This is a genomic window from Prevotella sp. FD3004 (genome assembly GCF_000746155.1).
In the GTDB taxonomy this organism is placed as follows: Bacteria; Bacteroidota; Bacteroidia; order Bacteroidales; family Bacteroidaceae; genus Prevotella.
Window position 1 is genome coordinate 113,193 of the sequence record NZ_JQKR01000011.1, and the last position, 21,093, is coordinate 134,285.

Below are 21,093 nucleotides of genomic sequence, written 5' to 3' on the forward strand. Positions count from 1 at the left end.
AGTGAGAAAATTCATGCTGAGTTATTTAATGATCTCTCTTGCTGCAGTCCTGATGGGCTGCAGCGGGGGAGACGATACCCCCGACCCCGTAGTGCCTGTTATCACCACCTCAGTGGAGACCGTCAATGCTCCAGCCGTTGGAGGTGTCTACGATATTACCGTCACTACGACTGGTCAGGAGTGGGGGGCGTATGCCGAAGGGGATTTTGTGAAGGCTAACGTCCGGTATTCGTCTAATTCGGTGGTCGTTACCATCGATAGTAATCCTAATACCACAGAACGCACAGGTCGTGTTATCATCATGTCGGGCACAGCCCGCAAGACAGTCAGTATCACCCAGGCTGCTGCCGAGAAACCAGCCTATAATGCTCCAGACGGCTATACTCTGGTGTGGCAGGATGAGTTTGAGTCGGGTTCGGAGCTGAATGCAGCAGACTGGACCCACGAGGTGAAGAACTCTGGCTGGGTGAATCACGAGTTACAGAACTACGTGAATCATAAGACACCTGATGGCGCACTTGTTACTCAGGTGAAAAACGGTACCCTGCGTATCACGGCTTTGAAAGAAAATGGAAAGATATATTCTGGTCGTGTGTATGCCAAGGTAAAGCAGGGTTGGACCTACGGCTATATTGAAGCCAGCATCAAACTGCCAAAGGGTAAGGGAACATGGCCTGCCTTTTGGATGATGCCCGTCAACTTCAAGTCATGGCCAGCAGATGGCGAGATTGATATCATGGAAGAGGTCGGTTATCATCCAGACTACGTATCGTCGAGTCTCCACGCAAACGCTCACGTTCACTCGAACAACACCCAGGTGACCCACGAGATGAAGTGCCCAGGTGCTGAGGGCGAGTTTCACACCTATGCCATACTCTGGACAGCTAAGAATATCACCACTTATGTGGATGGAAATGTGCAGCTGAACTACGACAACCGTGGATTTGGCCGTGACGATTGGCCCTACGATGATCCATTCTATGTCATTTTCAACCTCGCGTGGGGTGGTGACTGGGGTGGTGCCCAAGGCGTCGACGAGAGTGCACTGCCTGCCACCATGGAGGTAGACTACATCCGTGTGTTCCAGAAGAAATAATCATATATGAAGAAATATTTCCTATACCTTGTCGTGCTTTTATTGGCTGCCTGCACCGCAGGCGGCGGGCATAAGGGAACTGCTGGTTTTGTAACCATTCAAGGCCATGACCTGATTAAACCCAATGGTGAAAAATTGTTCATTCAGGGTACAAATCTGGGCAATTGGTTGAACCCAGAGGGTTATATGTTCGGATTTGGACGAACCAATTCGGCATGGATGATCGACCTCCTGTTTAAGGAGGCCGTTGGTCCTGACTTCACAGCCGAATTCTGGCAGCAGTTCAAGGATAACTACGTTACTCGTGCCGACATCGACTTTATTGCCAGTCAGGGTGCCAATACCATCCGACTGCCGTTCAACTACAAGCTTTTCACCGACGAAGACTATATGGGACAAACTGGTCAGAAAGACGGCTATGAACGCATCGATTCTGTCGTGAGCTGGTGCAAGGCTAACGGTCTGTATCTCATTCTTGATATGCACGACTGTCCAGGTGGACAGACAGGCGATAATATTGACGATGGTTATGGCTATCCTTGGATATATGAAAGTGAACCGTCACAGCAACTTTTCTGTCAGATATGGCAGAAGATAGCCTGCCGTTATAAGAACGAGACCACCATCCTTGGTTATGAATTGATGAACGAACCTATTGCTCACTATTTCGAGAACAAAGATACGCTCTATCACCTTCTCCAACCCCTTTATAAACGCTGTGTTGAGGCCATCCGTACGGTCGACGAGAATCATATCATCCTATTGGGTGGTGCCCATTGGAACAGCTTCTTCTGGATGCTCAACGATACCAGCTATGACGACAAACTGATGTATACCTGTCATCGCTATGGCGGTCCGGCAACCAAAGAGGCTATCAACCACTACATCAATTTCCGCGACTCAGTCAATCGCCCGATGTATATGGGTGAGTTTGGCCATAACACCATGGAGTGGCAGAGCGACTTCGTCAAAGTGCTGAAAGAGGCGAATATCGGCTACACATTCTGGCCTTATAAAAAGGTAGACAACTCTTGTATGATGAGTATCCAGCGCCCTGAGGGTTGGGATAGTATCGTTGTGAAATACGCTGAGACATCGCGTAATACCTATCAGGAGTGGCGCGAGGCGCGTCCCAACCAAGCCCGATTCCGTCAGTTGCTGAAGCAGTTTGCCGAGAATTGCCGTTTGGAGAACTGCAAGTCGCAAACGGAATACATCCAGAGCATGGGCATGAAGGAAAAAGAAAATAAGTAAAAAAGCAAAAGAAATGAGGATAAATTTCATGTCGAAATCCGTGTTTAAGGAAATAGGATGGGTAAAGATCTTGCCTTTTTACCTTTTTACCTTTTTACCTTTCGCAAATTCACAGAGTATACCCGTGTATCTTGACGATACGAAACCTGTTGAGCAACGTATTGACGATGCTCTAACTCGTATGACGCTTGACGAGAAAATTGCTGTAATCCATGCGCAGTCAAAGTTCTCCAGCCCTGGCGTGAAACGTCTTGGATTTCCTGACCTTTGGACCGATGACGGTCCTCATGGTGTTCGTCCCGATGTGCTTTGGGATGAGTGGGAACAGGCAGGCCAGACCAATGACTCGTGCGTAGCCTTTCCTGCGCTTACATGTCTGGCTGCCACTTGGAATCCGTTGATGGCTCGTCTCTATGGGGAGAGCCTAGGTGAAGAGGCTCTCTATCGTGGCAAAGCCATGATCCTGGGTCCTGGCGTGAACATCTACCGCACCCCGCTGGGTGGTCGTAACTTCGAGTATATGGGTGAAGATCCATGGCTGGCCTCTCGTATGGTGGTACCTTATATTCAGGGTCTCCAATCGAAGGGGGTGGCTGCATGCGTCAAGCATTATGCACTAAACAACGACGAAGAGTACCGTCATCAGGTTAATGTTATCGTCAGTGAGCGTGCTCTCCACGAGATTTATCTGCCTGCCTTCAAAGCAGCCGTTACCGAGGCTGGCACATGGGGTATTATGGGCGCCTACAACCTTTATAAAAACCAACACAACTGTCATAATAGCATTCTGCTGAATAAGATTCTGAAACAGGATTGGCGTTACGATGGTGTGGTAGTCAGTGATTGGGGTGGATGTCATGATACCGACGAGGCAGTCACCAATGGACTCGACCTCGAGTTCGGTTCGTGGACCGATGGTCTGACCATGGGGGCTACCAATGCCTATGATAGTTATTACCTTGCTCTGCCCTATAAGAAACTTATACAGGAAGGTAAATACAATATGAAAGAACTCGACGAGAAAGTACGTCGTGTCCTTCGTCTGTTCTATCGCACCACGATGAACCGCCACAAGCCATATGGCTTCCTCTGTTCTGAGAGCCATTATAATGCTGCTCTGAAGATAGCCCAGGAGGGTGTAGTACTGTTGAAAAACGATCCTGTTAAAAATGGTAAGACCAGACAACCTCTGTTACCACTCCAGAGACCTGAGCGTATTCTTGTGGTGGGCGAAAACGCCATCAAGATGATGACTGTAGGTGGAGGCTCCTCTTCGCTGAAGGTACAGCGTGAGATTTTGCCACTTGATGGTATCCGTGAGCGTTTCAAAAGTAGTCAGATAGACTTTGCCCGTGGCTATGTAGGTGATACCATTCAGAGTTATAATGGTGTGACCGTCGGTCGTTCACTCTACGAGACACGTCCTGCCGATGAGCTTATTGCTGAAGCGGTTGACAAAGCCCGTCAGGCTGATGTCGTGATTATCTTCGGTGGTCTTAATAAGAGCAATTATCAGGACTGTGAAGGGCACGACCGTCAACAATATGGTCTGCCTTATGCTCAGGATCGTCTTATTGAGGCTCTGGCTGCCGCCAATAAGCGTCTTGTTTATGTTAATATCAGTGGTAATGGTGTCGCCATGCCTTGGCTGTCTAAGGTGCCCGCTGTCGTTCAGGGCTGGTTTATCGGCTCCGAGGCTGGTGAGGCCATCGCTAGTGTGCTTGCAGGTGATGTGAATCCCTCTGGTAAGTTACCCTTTACTTGGTATGACAGTCTGGAGCAGTGTGGCGCTCATGCGCTCAATGCGTTTCCTGGCACGTGGCGCGAGGGTCATCAGATTATAGATGAGACATATAAGGAAGATATCTATGTCGGTTATCGCTGGACTGACAAGCAGAAAGTGAAACCTCTCTTTCCTTTTGGACATGGTTTGAGTTACACTACATTTATGTTGGGAAAACTCACTGCTAACAAGCTGCAGATAGCTGCTGACGACGAGATTACCTTCACCATTCCTGTCACCAATACGGGCCGTCGGGCTGGTGCAGAGACTCTGCAGTTATATATCAACGATAGACAAGCCAGTGTCGATCGCCCTATTAAGGAACTCAAGGCCTTCCAGAAGGTGTTCCTTCAGCCAGGCGAGACACAGCAGGTAAGTCTTACCATCGACAAGCGTGCATTGAGTTTCTACGACGAGAGCAACTCTAGGTGGACGGCCGAGCCAGGTCTGTTCGAAGCCCTTGTCGGTACGTCGTCCGACTGTCTTCCTGCCCGTTGTACTTTTGAGTTGAAAATGTAATGATAAGTTAGTATGATAAATTGGTTATATAGTTGATAATAAGTAGTAAGAAGAAAAGTTTTTAAGTAACCTAATGAGAAAGGCGTGTGCGAGATGCATGTGCCTTTTTTTTGTGTTCGTAAACAAAAAGTAGGCTGATTATTTGTTTGAAAGGAAAAATATGCTTACTTTTGCAGCGCAAAATTAAATATTCGGGGTGCTGAGGCAAGTGCCAACGCTGAGAAAATACCCATAGAACCTGAAGCGGGTAATGCCGTCGGAGGAATGCAATATGAAAGTAACGATTAACAACAAAGAACACGAGACGCAAGCCAAAACTGTATCCGAGCTTGCCGCCCAATTGCAGTTGCCCGCCAAAGGTGTGGCAATAGCCATCGATAATGAGTTGAAACCACGCACATCTTGGGATGCCACCATCCTACAAGAGGGCGCCAGTATCACTATTATCAAAGCTGCATGCGGGGGGTAAGGACTATGTTACAGTTTATTTCTCACTACACCGAAAAGTATAGCTACTTGGACAGCATCACCCTTGCCTTGCAGGGTGGGTGCCGATGGATACAGCTACGCATGAAGGATGCTACCGACGACGAGGTGCGCCCCATTGCGATAGAAGCCCAGCAGCTATGCCAGAAGTTTGGCGCTACATTTGTTATCGACGATCGCGTGGCATTAGTAAAAGAGTTGCAGGCCGATGGGGTGCACCTGGGCAAGAACGATATGCCCATTGCCGAAGCGCGACGCTTATTAGGTCCCGATTATATCATAGGTGGAACAGCCAACACGTTCGAGGATGTGAAGAGCCACTATGAGTCGGGGGCCGATTATATCGGTTGTGGGCCCTACCGATTTACCACCACCAAGCAGAAGCTGTCGCCTGTATTAGGGCTGGATGGCTACCGCAGGATTATTATCGAGATGCGTGCGGCACATATCGATATACCCATTGTGGCTATCGGTGGTATTACCAAGGAGGATATCCCCGCCATACTGGCTACCGGCATCACCGGCATAGCCCTGAGTGGTACGGTGCTGCGAGCCGCAAACCCCATTGACGAAATGAAACACTTAACAAACATAGTTAATCATGAGTAAATTAGTAATTGCAGGACGGGAGTTTAACTCTCGTTTGTTTCTGGGCACAGGCAAGTTTAACAACAATGCGCTGATGGCCCAGGCTATCGAGGCTTCGGGATCGGAGATGGTTACCGTTGCCATGAAACGTGTGGAACTCGACGACAAGAACGACGATTTGCTGACACACATCACCCAGAACCCCAACATACAGCTGCTGCCCAATACATCGGGTGTGCGTAATGCTGAAGAGGCGGTGTTTGCTGCCCGGATGGCCCGCGAGGCCTTTGGCACCAACTGGTTGAAGTTGGAGATACACCCCGACCCACGCTACTTGTTGCCCGACTCGGTTGAGACACTGAAAGCCACCGAGCAGTTGGTAAAACTGGGCTTTGTGGTGCTGCCATACTGCCAGGCCGACCCCACGCTGTGTAAGCATCTGGAAGAGGCTGGTGCAGCTACAGTGATGCCATTAGCAGCCCCCATCGGTACCAACAAGGGCTTGAGAATGAAGGACTTTTTGCAGATTATCATCGACCAGGCTACTGTGCCTGTAGTGGTTGATGCTGGTATCGGTGCCCCCAGTCATGCTGCCGAGGCGATGGAGATGGGTGCCGACTGCGTGCTGGTGAATACTGCCATTGCCGTAGCAGGCAATCCCGTAAAAATGGCCGATGCCTTCCGTCAGGCTGTGATTGCCGGTCGCCAGGCCTACGAGGCAGGCTTAGGAGCCATTGCCGATTGCGCCGAAGCCTCCAGCCCATTAACCGCATTTCTTAATGTTTAAAGTTCAAAATATGATAAATGATCACAAAGCTTACGCACAGCGTGAGAAATTCTATATGCAGGGCCAGTTGTACCCTGATGTAAAGGTGGGTATGACTAAGGTAAACCTGACCCCCACCGTAACCCGCGATGACGACGGTACCCCCCACATGGAGCCCAACGCACCAGTGTATATCTACGATACCAGCGGACCTTATACCGACCCCAACTACACGGTTGACCTGAAGAAGGGACTGCCCCCTATGCGTCAGCAGTGGATAGCCGATCGCGCCCAGAAAGGACAGGGTATTACCCAGATGGCATGTGCCAAGGCAGGCATCATCACTCCTGAGATGGAGTACGTGGCTATTCGCGAAAACATGAATTGTCAGGCACTGGGTATCGAGAGTCATATCACCCCCGCATATGTACGAGATGAGGTGGCTCGCGGACGTGCCGTTATCCCCGCTAACATTCATCACCCCGAGAGCGAGCCGATGATTATCGGACGCAACTTTGCGGTGAAAATCAATACAAACATCGGCAACTCGGCTACCACATCCAGCATCGACGAAGAGGTGGACAAGGCCGTATGGTCGTGTAAGTGGGGTGGCGATACGCTGATGGACCTCTCTACGGGTAACAACATTCACGAAACCCGCGAGTGGATTCTGCGTAACTGTCCTGTACCCGTAGGCACCGTGCCCATCTATCAGGCTTTGGAAAAGGTGGATGGCAGGGTGGAAAACCTGACCTGGGAGGTGTATCGCGACACGCTGATTGAGCAGTGCGAGCAGGGTGTGGATTACTTTACCATCCATGCTGGTATCCGTCGCCACAACGTGCATCTGGCTGATAGTCGTTTGTGTGGTATCGTGAGTCGTGGCGGTAGCATTATGAGTAAGTGGTGCCTGCTGCACAATCAGGAGAGCTTCTTATATGAGCACTTTGATGATATCTGTGATATCGTGGCCAAGTACGATGTAGCCCTGTCGCTGGGCGATGGTTTGCGCCCTGGCTGTACTGCCGATGCCAACGATGCCGCCCAGTTTGCTGAGCTCGACACCATGGGTGAGTTGGTGGTACGTGCCTGGGAGAAGAACGTGCAGGCCTTTATCGAGGGTCCCGGTCATGTGCCCATGCATAAAATCAAGGAGAACATGGAGCGCCAGTTGGAGAAGTGTCACGAGGCACCTTTCTACACCCTCGGACCTATTGTTACCGATATCGCTCCAGGCTACGATCATATTACCAGTGCCATCGGTGGTGCGCAGATAGCCTGGCTCGGAACCGCCATGCTTTGCTACGTAACCCCCAAGGAGCATCTGGCTCTGCCTAATAAGGACGATGTACGCGCAGGTATCATCGCCTATAAGATAGCTGCCCATGCTGCCGACCTGGCTAAGGGACACCCCGGTGCCACCATCCGCGATAACGCCCTGTCGAAAGCCCGTTTCGAGTTCCGTTGGCGCGATCAGTTCCACCTGTCGTTGGATCCCGAACTAGCGCTGCAGTATTTCACCGAGGCAGGTCATACCGACGGCGAGTACTGCACCATGTGCGGACCTAACTTCTGCGCTGCCAAGCTGACGCACGACCTTAGGAGGATTAAACATTAAAGATTAATCATTAATGGAACTAACGAGCGAACAACGACGGCGTTATAACCGCCACCTGATACTGGAAGGCTTTGGTCCTGAGGCACAAAGCAAACTGCTGCAGGCTAAGGTGCTGCTGGTTGGTGCAGGCGGTTTAGGCTCGCCTGTGGCCCTGTATCTGGCAGCAGCTGGCGTAGGCACCATCGGTGTGGTGGATGGTGATACCGTGAGTATTACCAACCTGCAGCGTCAGGTGCTGCACAGCACGCCCGATGTAGGGCGCCCCAAGGTAGAAGTGGCTCGCGAACGTATGCAGGCCATCAACCCCGATGTGTGCGTTGAAACTTACGAGACCTATCTGAGCGAGACCAACGCCATGGAACTGATTCAGCCCTATGATTTCGTGATTGACGGTACCGACAACTTTGCCACCAAGTATCTGGTAAACGATGCCTGTGTGATGCAAGGCAAGGCTTTTACCATGGGTGGTATCAGCAAGTATAGTGGACAGCTGATGACCCACGTGTCCGGTTCGGCCTGTTACCGTTGTCTGTTTCCCGAGCCCCCTGCCAAGCAGGATGTGGAGACTTGCGCCATGGTGGGTGTGTTAGGCTCGATAGCCGGCATGTTAGGTACTGTGCAGGCCACCGAGTGTATCAAATACTTAGCTGGGGTGGGGCATTTGCTCACCAACAGTATGCTTACCTTCGATGCCCTCAGCATGCAGTGGCAGCGCTTCGACTTTGGCAAGCGTGAAAGCTGCGAACTCTGTGGCACTCATCCTTCGATACACCAGTTGAAGGAGTATGCTTTCAAACCCTGTAAATCAAAATAAACGAAAAAATGTTTAGTGACGAACTTAAAAACATAAGTTGGCAGGAAACCACCGAGCGCATAGCCAGCATGACCGATGCCGATGTGCGCCGTGCCTTAGGCAAGAGTCGTTGCGATGTGAACGACTTCATGGCCCTGCTGTCGCCTGCAGCCGAACCTTACTTAGAGCAGATGGCCCGACTCTCGCGTAAATACACCGAGGAGCGTTTCGGGCGCACCATGTCGATGTTTATCCCGCTGTATATCACCAACTCGTGCTCTAACTCGTGTGTATATTGCGGTTTTCATCGCGAAAACCCTATGGCACGCACCATCCTCACACCCGAACAGATTGAGGACGAGTACCGTGCCATCAAGCAGTTGGCACCTTTCGAGAACATCCTGCTGGTAACTGGCGAGAACCCAGCCAAGGCGGGAGTGCCTTATCTGGCAAAAGCCATCGATATTGCCAAGCGCTACTTCTCGAACATCAAGATCGAGGTGATGCCGCTGAAGATGGAGGAGTATCGCGAGCTGACTCATCACGGTCTGAATGGTGTGATCTGCTTTCAGGAAACCTACAACCGCGAGCACTACCAGCTGTATCACCCACGTGGCATGAAGAGCCGTTTTGAATGGCGCTGCGACGGGTTCGACCGTATGGGGCAGGCTGGCGTACACTCTATCGGTATGGGTGTGCTGATCGGTCTGGAGAAAGAGTGGCGTACCGATGTTACGATGATGGCGCACCACCTGCGCTATCTGCAGAAGCACTATTGGCGCACCAAGTACAGCATCAATTTCCCCCGTATGCGCCCGGCCCAGAACGAGGGATTCCAGCCCAACTGCTTTATGACCGATCGCGAACTGGCACAAGCCACGTTTGCCATGCGTATCTTCGACCACGATGTCGACATCTCGTACAGTACCCGCGAACCCGCTTACATCCGCGACAACATGTGTACCTTAGGCGTAACCACCATGTCGGCCGAGAGCCATGTGAATCCTGGTGGCTACCACACCTATCCACAGGCCTTGGAGCAATTTACGGTAAGCGATGAGCGCACGGCTAAGGTGATAAACACCCGTCTGAAGGAACTGGGTCGCGAACCCGTTTGGAAGGATTGGGATGCCTCGTTCGATATGTGTAAGAAGTGTGTATGATTATAGTCCTTACGCGCCCTGATTTCTTTGAAGGCGAGGTAGAGCGTATCACTGATATGCTCACAAGCGGCAGGGCCGACCTCATCCATATCCGTAAACCTGAAGCTAGTCGCGATGAGATAGAACAGTTGCTATGCGAGTTGTCTTCTGACTTTTACAATCGTTTAGTGTTGCACGACCATTTCGACTTGGCGGTGAAATATGCTCTTCGTGGCGTTCATCTCAATCGCCGGAATCCCCATCCGCCATCAGGGGGGCAGTGGAGTGGGGACGTCAGCATTTCATGCCATTCACTCGCAGAGTTGGCTGAGTGCCGCAGAAAACCTTATGCCTATATGAGTCTTAGTCCTGTTTTTGACAGCATCTCTAAACGGGGTTATCGTTCGGCGTTCAAGCTTTATCAACTGACTGAAGCGCGACAGAAGGGACTTATCGATCATCGTGTCATGGCTTTGGGCGGAGTTACTTTCGATAAGATAAACTTAATTCTAAAAATAGGCTTTGGAGGAGCCATGATTCTCGGCGACGCATGGAAATAGTATTAACTATTGCTGGTAGCGACCCTTCAGGAGGAGCCGGCATCCAGCAGGATCTCAAGACCATCACGGCACTGGGTTGCTATGGTGCCACAGTCATCACCTCTGTCACTTCGCAGAATACGCTGGGTGTACAGGCTTCTATGCCTGTTCCGCCCGATGTGGTGTTCTCACAGTTGTGCTCTGTACTGAGCGACCTTGAGCCTCATGCTGTTAAGATAGGTATGATTCCTAATCAAACTGTGGCTGAGGTTATTGTAGAGGCTTTAAGAACTTGTCGCGTTCCTGTGGTCTACGACCCTGTGATGATTTCCACCAGTGGTTATCCACTTATGCATCCCGACGCCATCACCTATATCACCCGTCAACTCTTTCCGCTCTGTACCCTTATTACTCCTAATCTGCCAGAAGCCCAATCTCTGTTGGAGGGCATCATTGATGAGCATGTCCCGTCTGACGATGTGCAGCAGGCGGGAATTGTCCTGTCGCATCATTATGCCACCGCCTTCCTACTCAAGGGCGGTCATGCCGACTCATCTCAAATGACTGACTGGCTTTTTGGGGCTGACGGTACTGTCAGTCAGTTCTCTACAAGGAAGATTCATAGTAGTAATCTTCACGGCACAGGCTGCACCCTCTCGTCAGCCATCGCTTCCTGTTTGGCAAAGGGTGCCAGTTTGCCCGATGCTGTCAAGCAAGCCAAGCAATATCTCACCGATGCCATCCGTCGTTCTGTTACCATTCACATCGGTCATGGCCACGGTCCGCTATTACCACCTATTGGTGACAAATTTTAACGCATGGCGTTGGGATGATGAATATTCTAAAAAAAGATGGAGCTATTTCTAATTAATCTGAAAATGTTTTGAGAGGTTTAAAGGAAAAAGATTATTATGTCTATATTTGCACACCAGTTAGACTGATAAGATGATAACAATACGTAGACGTCGGATAAGTTTATGGACCACTGCAACGTGGTTTATGCTTATGTCGTTGCTGGTGGTTCCCATTGTAGGACAGGCACAACGACAACTGCGGGTGGTTGACATTGAGACACTTATACCAGTAGTGGGGGCTAACGTGGTAAGCAAAGACGGCGTTGCCACTACCGACTCGTTGGGCAAGGTAAATGTGTCAGACAGTTGCAGGACCGTTTCTTTTTCACATGTGAACTACGAACCGCGTATTATCAACCTCAAAGAAGTGGGTGACACAATCTATATGATATCGAAACTGCTGAATCTGAAGGAAGTAGTGGTGTTTGGACATGGTAAGTCGCGAAACTATGAAGAGTTGAAGAAACGCCTGAAGATGGAAAAGACCGAGGCAGAACTTGCGTCCATCGACCCTGGCGTAGCCCTGAGGCTGGATTTGTGGAAGGCTGTCGCTGCCGTTCTTCCAAAGAGGTGGCGGCCTGGCTACAAAAAAGAACTACGTAAGAAACGCCTGAAGGAAATACTTGAAAACTATTAGATGGAATATCTTTTTTTTCCACTTTGCTTGCACGGATGGAAATAAATGTCTATCTTTGTGGCGCATAAACAAAGACTGCAATCATGAATAAACTACTGATTACTTGGCTGTTCATGGCAGTGGTGAGTGTCGTGTATGCTCAGGAGAACGACTACGGCTCGATTCTCCGTCAGCTCGACGAGGCCATAGAACTATCGCCCGAGACCGTGGCGCAATATGAGCAGCAGACGGAGGGCGTGTATCGGCAATACCAGAATGCTCGGACGCCTGAAGAAAAGTATGGACTGGCCTTCCAACTCTATGAGCAGTACAAGGCCTTTATGAACGACTCTGCCCTGCACTATCTCAGTGAGGCAGAGCGATGGGCAGAGGAACAGGGAAACGATGTACTTGTGGGTAATTGTAGGGCGCTAATGGCTTTCCAGTGTTCTACCGTGGGCTATTACAACGAAGCGTTGGCCTTCTTGCACAGAATCAACAAGAAACAACTGGACAGCACAGGACTGCAGAACTACTATCAGTCGCAGATGCATGTATATGGCGAGTTGGGCTACTATTCGAACGTACTTTCGCTGAAAGAGGAGTATTTTCGTCAACAGAGTCTGTATCGCGACTCGCTCTTCTCGCTCATCGACCATCAGGATCCTACCTATATGATGTACCGCGTCTATCAGTTGCAGGAGCAGAAACGCACGGACGAAGCCCGACAGTTGAGCGACCAGTGGGTAAAACGCGTAAGTCCTGACAGTCGCGACTACGCTATAGCCTGTTATTATCGTTCGCTGAGTAGCAACAACGACGATGATCGTAAATACTGGCTGGCACAGTCGGCATTGAGCGACGTGCGTCATGCTGTAATGGACCAGGCGTCGCTATTGGCTTTAGCCGACCTTCTGAATACCGATGGTGATTTGGACCGCTCGTATCAGTATATCAGGTTTACGTGGGACTGTAATAACCGATTTAACACCCGTATGCGCTCTTGGCAGATAACACCGATACTGAACGTGATAGAGAAGAACTATCAAAAGGCGGTGGCGCACAACACAAGGGTGCTTTGGGCGTCGGTAGTGGTGGTGAGCATACTGGCCTTGCTACTGCTGGGTGTGCTATTGTTCCTGCACCGTCGTAATCGTCAGCTTGCTACAGCTCGTAACGACTTGAAGACTTCAAATAAAGAATTGGCAGCTGCAAACAGACGACTAGCTACTCAAACTGATGAGCTGTCGACTTTGAATGCACAACTCTCAACACTCAATTCGCAGCTCTCTGAAAGTAACAGCGTGAAAGAGGAGTATATAGGGCGGTTTATGAGCCTGTGCTCGCAGTATATCGACAAGTTGGATGACTATCGGAAAATGGTGAACAAAAAGATGAAGAACAAGGAACTAGACGAGTTGTATAGGATATCTAAGTCGACAGAGTTGAAGGAGAAGGAGTTGGAAGAACTGCTTCACAATTTCGACTCGGTGTTCCTACACTTATTCCCCCACTTCGTAGACGACTTCAATGCTTTGTTGCAGCCAGAAATGAGAATCACACCAAAGGAAGAGAACAGACTGGTTACAGAGATACGTATATTCGCACTGATACGTTTGGGCATTGAGGACTCGTCGAAGATTGCCGAGTTCCTGCACTATTCGGTGAATACTATCTATAACTATCGTGCCAGAATCAAGAATGGCGCGCTTGACAACCGAGAAAGTTTCGAACGGAGGGTGAAACTGCTTGGTATGCCCCAATAGACGGATGATAAGAGCAGCGTTAACGATAACGTAAAAAAAGAAGGCGAAATGCAAGGCGTTTCGCTTTTTTTTATTAATTTTGCACGCAAAACAAATAAAACTAATAATAAAACAAAGAAATGGAACAAGTATTCAGTTACATTATCAGTCTGGGTGCATCGGTGATGATGCCGATCCTGTTTACCATCATCGGCCTATGCATCGGTCTGAAGTTTGGAAAGTCTTTAAAATCAGGACTCTATGTAGGTGTTGGTTTCGTGGGACTAGGTATTGTGACAGCGCTGCTGACTAATAACTTTGGTGATCCGCTGAGCGAAATCTCAAGACTATATAACCTTCAACTCGGCGTGTTTGATATGGGCTGGCCTGCCGCCGCAGCTGTTGCCTATAATACGGCTGTGGGGGCGCTGATTATCCCCATCTGTCTGGGGGTGAATTTCCTGATGCTGATTACCAAGACCACCCGCACGGTGAACATCGACTTGTGGAATTACTGGCATTTCGCTTTTATTGGTGCCGTGGCTTATTTCGTGATGGATCAGAGTCTGGCATGGGGATACTTCGCTGCCATCGTATGCTATATCAATACGTTGGTGATGGCCGACCTGACCGCTTCGAAGTTCCAAAGCTACTATGAGGATATGGACGGTATCTCTATTCCACAGCCATTCTGCCAGAGTTTTACGGCTTTTGCCATTGGGGTGAACTGGTTGCTTGACAAGATCCCAGGATTCTCAAAACTTGACATCGATGCAGATGGCCTGAAGAAGAAATTCGGCGTGCTTGGTGAACCCATTGTGCTGGGTGTTATCGTAGGTGCGCTGATTGGCGCTGTGGCACAGCTTGATATTAAAAAAGTGCTTTTTCTGGGCGTGACTATGGGTGCAGTGATGGAGTTGATACCAAGAATCACGAAACTTTTTATCGACGGACTGAAGCCTATAGCAGAGATGACTCAGGAAGTGGTGAAGAAGAAATTTAACGGCAGAAAAGTGTTTATCGGCATGTCACCTGCACTGGTGATAGGTCATCCAACTACGTTGGTGGCCTCGCTGATTTTGATACCCCTAGCTCTGTTGCTGGCTGTGATACTGCCGGGTAACGAGTTTCTGCCTTTGGCTTCGCTGGCAGGCATGTTTTATGTGTTTGTGATGGTGCTACCTTATACAAAGGGAAACGTGGTGAAAACGTTGATTGTGGGTTTTGTTGCTGTGGCCATTGGCTTATGGTTTGTTACCGACATGGCTCCTGCCTTCACACAGGCTGCTCAGGCTGTATATGTCCAGACTCAGGATCCTGCTGCAAAGATACCTGAGGGATTTCAAGCAGGGGCGCTTGATTTCGCAAGTTCGCTTTTCGGTTGGGTAATCTATAAGTGTGTGAATAGTCTGGCATACGTGGGTGCTGTTATCCTGACTGTCATCACCATTGCAATGGTGTTTTGGAACCGCAAAAGAATCATTGCTGATGAAAAAGCAGCGAAATAATTAATGGGAATGGATGACACTGATTAACACAGAAAACAATGTAAATCCGTGCAAAAATAAATTATTGAATAACTTAAACTATTTATAAAATGAAGAAAACGTTTCTTACGATGACCCTGATGATGGTCATACAGAGTGGAATGGCGCAGCAGAATGTGAACTTTCAGACCGCTTGCCATCCTGAAGATGTAAAGCATTACGATACGAAGACGCTGCGTGAGCGCTTTGTGATGGAGAAGGTGATGGTTGCTGATGAGATAAACCTGACCTACTCGCATTACGACCGATTCATCTTTGGTGGCGCCATGCCTGTAACTAAAACCCTGAAACTGGAGAATTTCCGTGATTTGGGACTTGATGTTGATCCAGGCATCAAGGATAAGTATTTTCTCTATAATCGCGAGTTGGGTATAGTGAACTGTGGTGAGGGTGACGGCGTGGTGATAGTAGATGGTAAGGAGTATGCCCTCTCTCCGAAGGAAGCTCTCTACATCGGACGTGGCCATATTGCCAAGGACAAGGATGTCAACAAGGAAGTGCTGTTTCGCTCGAAGGACGCCAATATGCCTGCTAAGTTCTATCTGAATTCTGCTACAGCCCACCAGCACTATAAGACACAGTGGATTACACTCGATGGACGTAAGGGGTCTCTGAAAGCTGCCGTATGGGGACCTGTAGGTTCGCTGGAAGAATGCAATAACCGTACTGTATACAAGCTCATCGTGAACGATGTGCTGGAGGAGGGCCCCTGTCAGTTACAGCTCGGTTTGACACAGCTGAATCCTGGCGCAGCTTGGAATACGATGCCTCCTCATACTCATGGACGAAGGATTGAGGCTTACTACTACTTCAACCTGCCTCAGGAACAGACCATCGCTCATATCATGGGACAGCCGGAAGAGAGTCGTGTGGTCTGGTTGCACAACGAACAGGCTATTATGTCGCCAGAGTGGAGTATTCACGCAGCAGCAGGTACTTACTACTATACCTTCATCTGGGGTATGGCTGGCGAGAACCTTTATTATAACGATAAGGACAACATTCCCGTAATTGATATCAGATAACTATGGCACCTGTACAAACAACAAAGATGTCCAACTTCCGCTGGGTCATCTGTGCGTTGCTTTTTCTGGCAACAACTGTAAACTATATGGACCGTCAGGTCTTGTCATTAACATGGAAGGACTTTATTGCCATCGATTTCCATTGGACTGATGCCGACTATGGTAAGATTACGGGTATGTTCTCGTTGTTCTATGCTATTGCCAACTTGTTTTCTGGTAAATTTATCGACTGGATGGGAACGAAGAAGGGGTATCTTATCGCAATCTTCGTATGGTCTACAGGTGCTGTGATGCATGCTGGTTGTGGATGGGTGGCCATGAATATCGAAGGCTACAACTCTCTCGAGGCTCTGCGTGCCGTTCAGGCAGGTAGCGATGCTGCTGTAGCTATTGCCACCATTTCTGTATGGCTCTTCTTGAGTTGTCGTATGATACTGGCTGTTGGTGAGGCTGGTAACTTCCCTGCTGCCATCAAGGCGACGGCGGAGTATTTCCCAAAGAAAGACCGTGCTTTCTCAACCTCAATCTTCAACAGCGGAGCCTCTGTTGGTGCCTTGGCTGCTCCTGCCACTATCCCCCTGCTGGCTCGTGCCTGGGGCTGGGAGATGGCTTTTGTTATTATCGGTGTCCTAGGTTATGTATGGATGGGGCTCTGGATGTGGCTTTATGAGAAACCGCGTAAGAGTAAGTACGTGAATCAAGCAGAATTGAACTATATCGAGCAGGATAGTGATATTGCTGAGGTGCAGGATCGCAATAAGGTGAAGGAGGAAAAGGCTATTCCATTCTTGAAGTGTTTTACCTTCCGTCAGACATGGGCGTTTCTTGTTGGTAAGTTGATGACAGATGGCGTGTGGTGGTTCTTCCTGTTCTGGGCACCAGCCTATTTCAGTGACCAGTATGGTTATACCTCGGATTCAACGATGGGTATCTTGTTGATCTTCACTCTCTATCTGATTGTAACTATACTTTCTATCGGTGGTGGTTATCTGCCAACCTACTTCGTGGATAAGAAAGGCATGAATCCCTATTTGGGACGTATGCGTGCGATGCTAATCTTTGCTTGCTTCCCCGTGTTGGGATTGCTGGCCCAACCTTTAGGTGCATATAGTGCATGGTGGCCTGCTATCTTGATTGGTCTGCTGGGTGCTGGCCATCAGGCATGGAGTGCCAATCTCTTTTCAACAATTGGTGATATGTTCCCCAAGAGCACCATTGGTACAATTGTCGGACTGGGTACGATGACGGGTGGTTTCGGCTCGATGGCTATTAATATGGGATCGGGTGAGTTTTTCACTTGGGCAGCAGAGCAGGGCAATGCCTTCCAGTTCTTTGGCTTTGAGGGTAAACCTGCTGCTTATATGGTTGTGTTCTGTATCTGTGCTGTAGCTTATCTCATTGGATGGTGCATCATGAAGGCACTTGTTCCAAAATACAAGCCCATCGTTGTGGAATAGTTTTTAGGCACGGATTAACGCGGCTTAAATAAATTTAAGACACGGCTTTAGCATAATAACTAAGGCCGTGTTTTTATAAAAAGCGGTGTTAATCCGTGTCAAAAACTATCATGCGCGAGGACTTACTCCGTGTAATCCGTGCCTACATAAGAACCTTGCAAAATGGTGTGGGGGAGGAAATCTTGGTAGACGAGGGCTTCGAGTAGTCCCTTCGACATCGCCTCGTTGTCTTTGCGAGTGTAGCGGATATCGGTAAAAACCTGGGCGAGGGTTTCTTTGTGATTGATATTCACAAAGTTGCGGTTCTCCTCCAAGTTCTCCTTATAATTATAATAGGTGTCGATGTCTGTAGCCAGATAGTCCTTGTATGTCTCCTGATGCACGAAACTCTCTAAGGGTAGTCGATCGGAGAGCGGAGGTTCTTCTGCTGGCCATCCTATGGTGAGTGTGGCCACTGGCATTACGAGCTTAGGCAGTTTTAGAATGTCGATAATCTGCTGGGGCTGATAAATAGTTGTTCCTAAGTAGCAATAGCCCAGTCCTTCCTCGTCCATCAGATTGCATAGAGTCTGTGTGTAGAGCAGCGCATCGGTAGCTGCGTTGATATACGATAGAAAGTTGTTGTAGCCAGGTTCGGCTTTACGACACTTGGCCCAGAAACTAGTGCGGTTAAAGTCGGCACAGATGGTCAGTATGATGGGGGCTTCGCTAACCATGGGCTGGTTGAAGTGGGCTGGCGCCAGCTTCTGTTTCATTTCTTCACTGCGGGTAACAACAACGCTGTAAAGTTGTAGATTCCCCATGGTCTGCGTGCGAGCAGCCTGTGTCAGCAAACGCTCAAGTAGCTCGTCACTAATATCGCGATTAGCATACTTACGTATCGTTCTTCTAGTGAGAATTGATTTCATTTTGTTGTTTTTGGTCGCAAAGATACAAATATTTCTTAATTATTAATCTATTATTCTCAATTTATTCGTAACTTTGTCGCCAAAATATATCAGATTATGGAAGAAGATATTCGTAAGGAAACATTAAAGCGTGTGGCTCATGAGTTGGCCATAGCTGGTCTAAAGCAGAACGCTCCCCTCACTGAGGAACAAATTGCAATAGTGCTGGAGGAGAGGCTGATGACGGTGATTCCTGAGATTACTGAGGTTAGGCCTCAGGTCCTTGAGTGTGACGTGGTGCGCTTTCAGAACAATAAAGAAAAGTGGGTGGCGCTCGTTGGTCTGCTTGATGGTTATCCGTATGAGATATTTACAGGTCTTCAGGACGATGAAGAGGGTATTATATTGCCCAAAAACGTGACCCATGGCAAGATTCTTAAGCAGATAAACACTGATGGTAGTAAGCGCTACGATTTCCAGTTTGAGAATAAACGCGGTTATAAAACAACGGTAGAGGGCCTCTCAGAGAAGTTCAACCCAGAGTATTGGAATTATGCGAAACTTATCTCTGGTGTGCTTCGCTATCGCATGCCGTTGGAGCATGTTATCAAACTTGTGGCTTCACTCTCGTTGAAGGATGAGAGCATCAATACTTGGAAGACGGGTGTTGAGCGGGCCTTGAAGAAATATATTCCTGGAAACCATGATGATTTTGAACAGGATAATTGTGAGGAATGACGCTGATTGATGGATATGTGTTTTTGCGGGATGTCCGCTTCCATGCGTTCCATGGGGTGTTATCGCAGGAAAGCAGGGTTGGAGGAGAATTCATCGTTAATCTCCGTGTGGGCTATCCGTTGGAGAATGCAGTGGAGAGTGATGAGGTGGATGACACCTTGAACTATGCTGCTTTGTACGACCTTGTGGCGCAAGAGATGTGCCAGCCCTCCAAGTTGCTTGAGCACGTGGCAGGTCGGATCATAAAAGCTATAGAACATACGTTTCCGCAAGTGACATCCGTTGATCTGACGCTCACCAAGCGGAATCCTCCCATGGGAGCAGATTGTGATGGTGCAGGTGTGGAAATACATTGGATAAGGTAAAAAGGTGAAGGTAGTTAGAAACATATTAGGACTTTTTTTACTGTGTGCAGCTTTTTCGGCTCATGCAGCCAATAAGCAGTTTACCTTGGTGATTGATGCTGGTCATGGCGGGCATGATACGGGTGCGGTGGGAGCTATCTCGAAGGAGAAGAACCTGACGCTGAAGTTCGCATTGGCCTTTGGGCGATTGGTGGAAAATAACTGCCCCGATGTCAATGTGGTTTATACCCGAAAGACAGATAAGTTCGTGGAGCTCTATCGTCGTGCAGAGATAGCCAATAAGGCAAAGGCCGACCTCTTTATCTCATTCCATATCAACGCTTTGCCTAAAGGGCGTGTGGCACGAGGCTTCCAAACCTATACGTTGGGTACCAGCAAACGTACGGGAAAAATGACGGGGGTGATAGAAAATCTGGAAGTGGCCAAGCGCGAGAACTCGGTAATCTTCCTTGAAAAAGACTATAAGCAGACTTATCAGGGCTATGACCCCAATTCGCCAGAAAGCAATATCATGTTTGAATTTATCCAGGATAAGAACATGGAGAATAGTGTGGAGCTGGCCAAGTATATGCAGAAATATGTGTGTCAGGCAACAGGCCGACAGGATATGGGAGCTCAACAGGATAATTTGGCTGTACTGCGCTTGTCGTCGATGCCGGGTTGCCTGATAGAGTTGGGATTTATCTCTACACGTGACGAGGAGGTTTATATGAACTCCGCTGCTGCTGAGAGTCAGTATGCTCGTGGGGTATTCAATGCGTTCCTTAATTATCGTAAGCGTCATGGCGGTAGCATTACCATTCCTTATATGCCTGTAGAAAATCCCAAACCACAACAAAAGGAGATTCTGCAGTCCAGGCAGGAAGAACCCACAACGGAGTTACAGTCCGGCCCAGTAGATATTCAGGATACGGTCCTGCGGACGATGGTTTCCGAACCTGCGGCCATGGCAGTTCCTATTGCAGAACCAGCCCCTGTTGCTAGAACTACGTCAATAGCTCCTGTGTTCAAGGTTCAGATTTTAGTCAGTTCTTCGAAAATAAAGGCAGGCGATGCCCGACTGAAGGGTCTTACAGGTGTAGACTACTATCAGGAGGGAGGCATGTACAAATATACGGTAGGCTCGTCAGAAAATTATAACGAGATAAATCAGAAACGCAAAGAAGTATCAGAGAAATTCCCAGGTGCATTCGTCATTGCTTTCAAGGATGGCGCTCGGACTGATGTCAATGCAGCTATAAAGGATTTCAAGAATAGAAAGAAATAAAAGAAACG

General features: G+C 48.8%; 19 protein-coding genes, 1 pseudogene and 1 riboswitch. Of the genes and pseudogenes, 19 read left to right on the forward strand and 1 reads right to left on the reverse strand.

Annotation, left to right across the window (positions count from 1 at the left end; translation table 11 throughout):
* The first annotated feature begins 13 nt into the window (after positions 1-13).
* The 16 genes from T325_RS02850 (at position 14) to T325_RS02925 (ending at position 17,828) form a co-directional block, all read left to right on the forward strand.
* On the forward strand, positions 14-1,096 hold the full coding sequence (locus T325_RS02850; protein WP_036910451.1) for a family 16 glycosylhydrolase: 1,083 nt from the start codon (positions 14-16) through the stop codon (positions 1,094-1,096).
* A gap of 6 nt (positions 1,097-1,102) precedes the next feature.
* Complete coding sequence (locus T325_RS02855; RefSeq protein WP_036910269.1) at positions 1,103-2,350, forward strand: glycoside hydrolase family 5 protein; 1,248 nt, start codon at positions 1,103-1,105, stop codon at positions 2,348-2,350.
* Positions 2,351-2,378: 28 nt separating this feature from the next.
* On the forward strand, positions 2,379-4,652 hold the full coding sequence (locus T325_RS02860; RefSeq protein ID WP_156097628.1) for a glycoside hydrolase family 3 C-terminal domain-containing protein: 2,274 nt from the start codon (positions 2,379-2,381) through the stop codon (positions 4,650-4,652).
* 182 nt (positions 4,653-4,834) lie between these two features.
* A riboswitch (TPP riboswitch) is annotated at positions 4,835-4,937 on the forward strand.
* On the forward strand, positions 4,924-5,121 hold the full coding sequence (gene thiS, locus T325_RS02865) for a sulfur carrier protein ThiS (protein ID WP_036910272.1): 198 nt from the start codon (positions 4,924-4,926) through the stop codon (positions 5,119-5,121). (Overlaps the previous riboswitch by 14 nt.)
* Positions 5,122-5,126: 5 nt before the next feature.
* Positions 5,127-5,747 carry a thiamine phosphate synthase gene (locus tag T325_RS02870; RefSeq protein WP_231622179.1) on the forward strand — a complete coding sequence of 207 codons (621 nt, stop codon included), beginning with the start codon at positions 5,127-5,129 and terminating at the stop codon, positions 5,745-5,747.
* A complete protein-coding gene (locus T325_RS02875; protein WP_036910274.1) occupies positions 5,740-6,513 on the forward strand; it encodes a thiazole synthase in 774 nt (257 codons plus the stop codon). Before T325_RS02870 ends, T325_RS02875 begins: the two co-directional genes overlap by 8 nt.
* A 10-nt stretch (positions 6,514-6,523) precedes the next feature.
* Entirely contained in the window at positions 6,524-8,110 is a 1,587-nt protein-coding gene (gene thiC / locus T325_RS02880) for a phosphomethylpyrimidine synthase ThiC (protein WP_036910452.1), read from the forward strand.
* 13 nt (positions 8,111-8,123) lie between these two features.
* Positions 8,124-8,924 (forward strand): HesA/MoeB/ThiF family protein, encoded by an 801-nt coding sequence (locus T325_RS02885; protein ID WP_036910275.1) that lies wholly within the window; start codon positions 8,124-8,126, stop codon positions 8,922-8,924.
* An 8-nt stretch (positions 8,925-8,932) separates the two neighbouring features.
* On the forward strand, positions 8,933-10,066 hold the full coding sequence (thiH, locus tag T325_RS02890) for a 2-iminoacetate synthase ThiH (protein ID WP_013065566.1): 1,134 nt from the start codon (positions 8,933-8,935) through the stop codon (positions 10,064-10,066).
* The gene (locus T325_RS02895; protein WP_036910276.1) at positions 10,063-10,605 is read left to right on the forward strand and encodes a thiamine phosphate synthase; all 543 of its coding nucleotides are present in this window, start codon (positions 10,063-10,065) and stop codon (positions 10,603-10,605) included. The genes thiH and T325_RS02895 overlap by 4 nt, the downstream gene beginning before the upstream one ends.
* On the forward strand, positions 10,596-11,399 hold the full coding sequence (gene thiD / locus T325_RS02900; RefSeq protein ID WP_036910278.1) for a bifunctional hydroxymethylpyrimidine kinase/phosphomethylpyrimidine kinase: 804 nt from the start codon (positions 10,596-10,598) through the stop codon (positions 11,397-11,399). The genes T325_RS02895 and thiD overlap by 10 nt, the downstream gene beginning before the upstream one ends.
* A 184-nt stretch (positions 11,400-11,583) precedes the next feature.
* Positions 11,584-12,075, forward strand: a complete 492-nt coding sequence (locus tag T325_RS02905) for a peptidase associated/transthyretin-like domain-containing protein (RefSeq protein WP_231622180.1) — start codon at positions 11,584-11,586, stop codon at positions 12,073-12,075.
* A gap of 83 nt (positions 12,076-12,158) precedes the next feature.
* Complete coding sequence (locus T325_RS02910) at positions 12,159-13,820, forward strand: DUF6377 domain-containing protein (protein WP_036910281.1); 1,662 nt, start codon at positions 12,159-12,161, stop codon at positions 13,818-13,820.
* A gap of 119 nt (positions 13,821-13,939) precedes the next feature.
* Positions 13,940-15,307: a PTS galactitol transporter subunit IIC gene (locus T325_RS02915; protein ID WP_036910282.1), complete on the forward strand. Its 1,368-nt coding sequence runs from the start codon at positions 13,940-13,942 to the stop codon at positions 15,305-15,307.
* 89 nt (positions 15,308-15,396) lie between these two features.
* The gene (gene kduI, locus T325_RS02920) at positions 15,397-16,371 is read left to right on the forward strand and encodes a 5-dehydro-4-deoxy-D-glucuronate isomerase (RefSeq protein ID WP_036910283.1); all 975 of its coding nucleotides are present in this window, start codon (positions 15,397-15,399) and stop codon (positions 16,369-16,371) included.
* Positions 16,372-16,373: 2 nt separating this feature from the next.
* The gene (locus T325_RS02925; protein ID WP_036910285.1) at positions 16,374-17,828 is read left to right on the forward strand and encodes an MFS transporter; all 1,455 of its coding nucleotides are present in this window, start codon (positions 16,374-16,376) and stop codon (positions 17,826-17,828) included.
* 122 nt (positions 17,829-17,950) lie between these two features.
* On the opposite strand, the gene T325_RS02930 is transcribed toward T325_RS02925, so the two are convergent.
* Entirely contained in the window at positions 17,951-18,736 is a 786-nt protein-coding gene (locus tag T325_RS02930) for a nitroreductase family protein (protein WP_051949669.1), read from the reverse strand.
* Between the two features lie 231 nt (positions 18,737-18,967).
* Here T325_RS02930 and T325_RS02935 point away from each other — a divergent pair.
* The 3 genes and pseudogenes from T325_RS02935 to T325_RS02945 all read left to right on the forward strand — a co-directional run.
* Positions 18,968-19,408 (forward strand): annotated as a pseudogene (locus T325_RS02935) (ribonucleoside-triphosphate reductase); the annotation flags it as partial.
* Positions 19,409-19,449: 41 nt separating this feature from the next.
* Positions 19,450-19,818 carry a dihydroneopterin aldolase gene (gene folB / locus T325_RS02940; protein ID WP_036910286.1) on the forward strand — a complete coding sequence of 123 codons (369 nt, stop codon included), beginning with the start codon at positions 19,450-19,452 and terminating at the stop codon, positions 19,816-19,818.
* Positions 19,819-19,822: 4 nt separating this feature from the next.
* Entirely contained in the window at positions 19,823-21,085 is a 1,263-nt protein-coding gene (locus T325_RS02945) for an N-acetylmuramoyl-L-alanine amidase family protein (protein WP_036910287.1), read from the forward strand.
* Positions 21,086-21,093 lie beyond the last annotated feature (8 nt).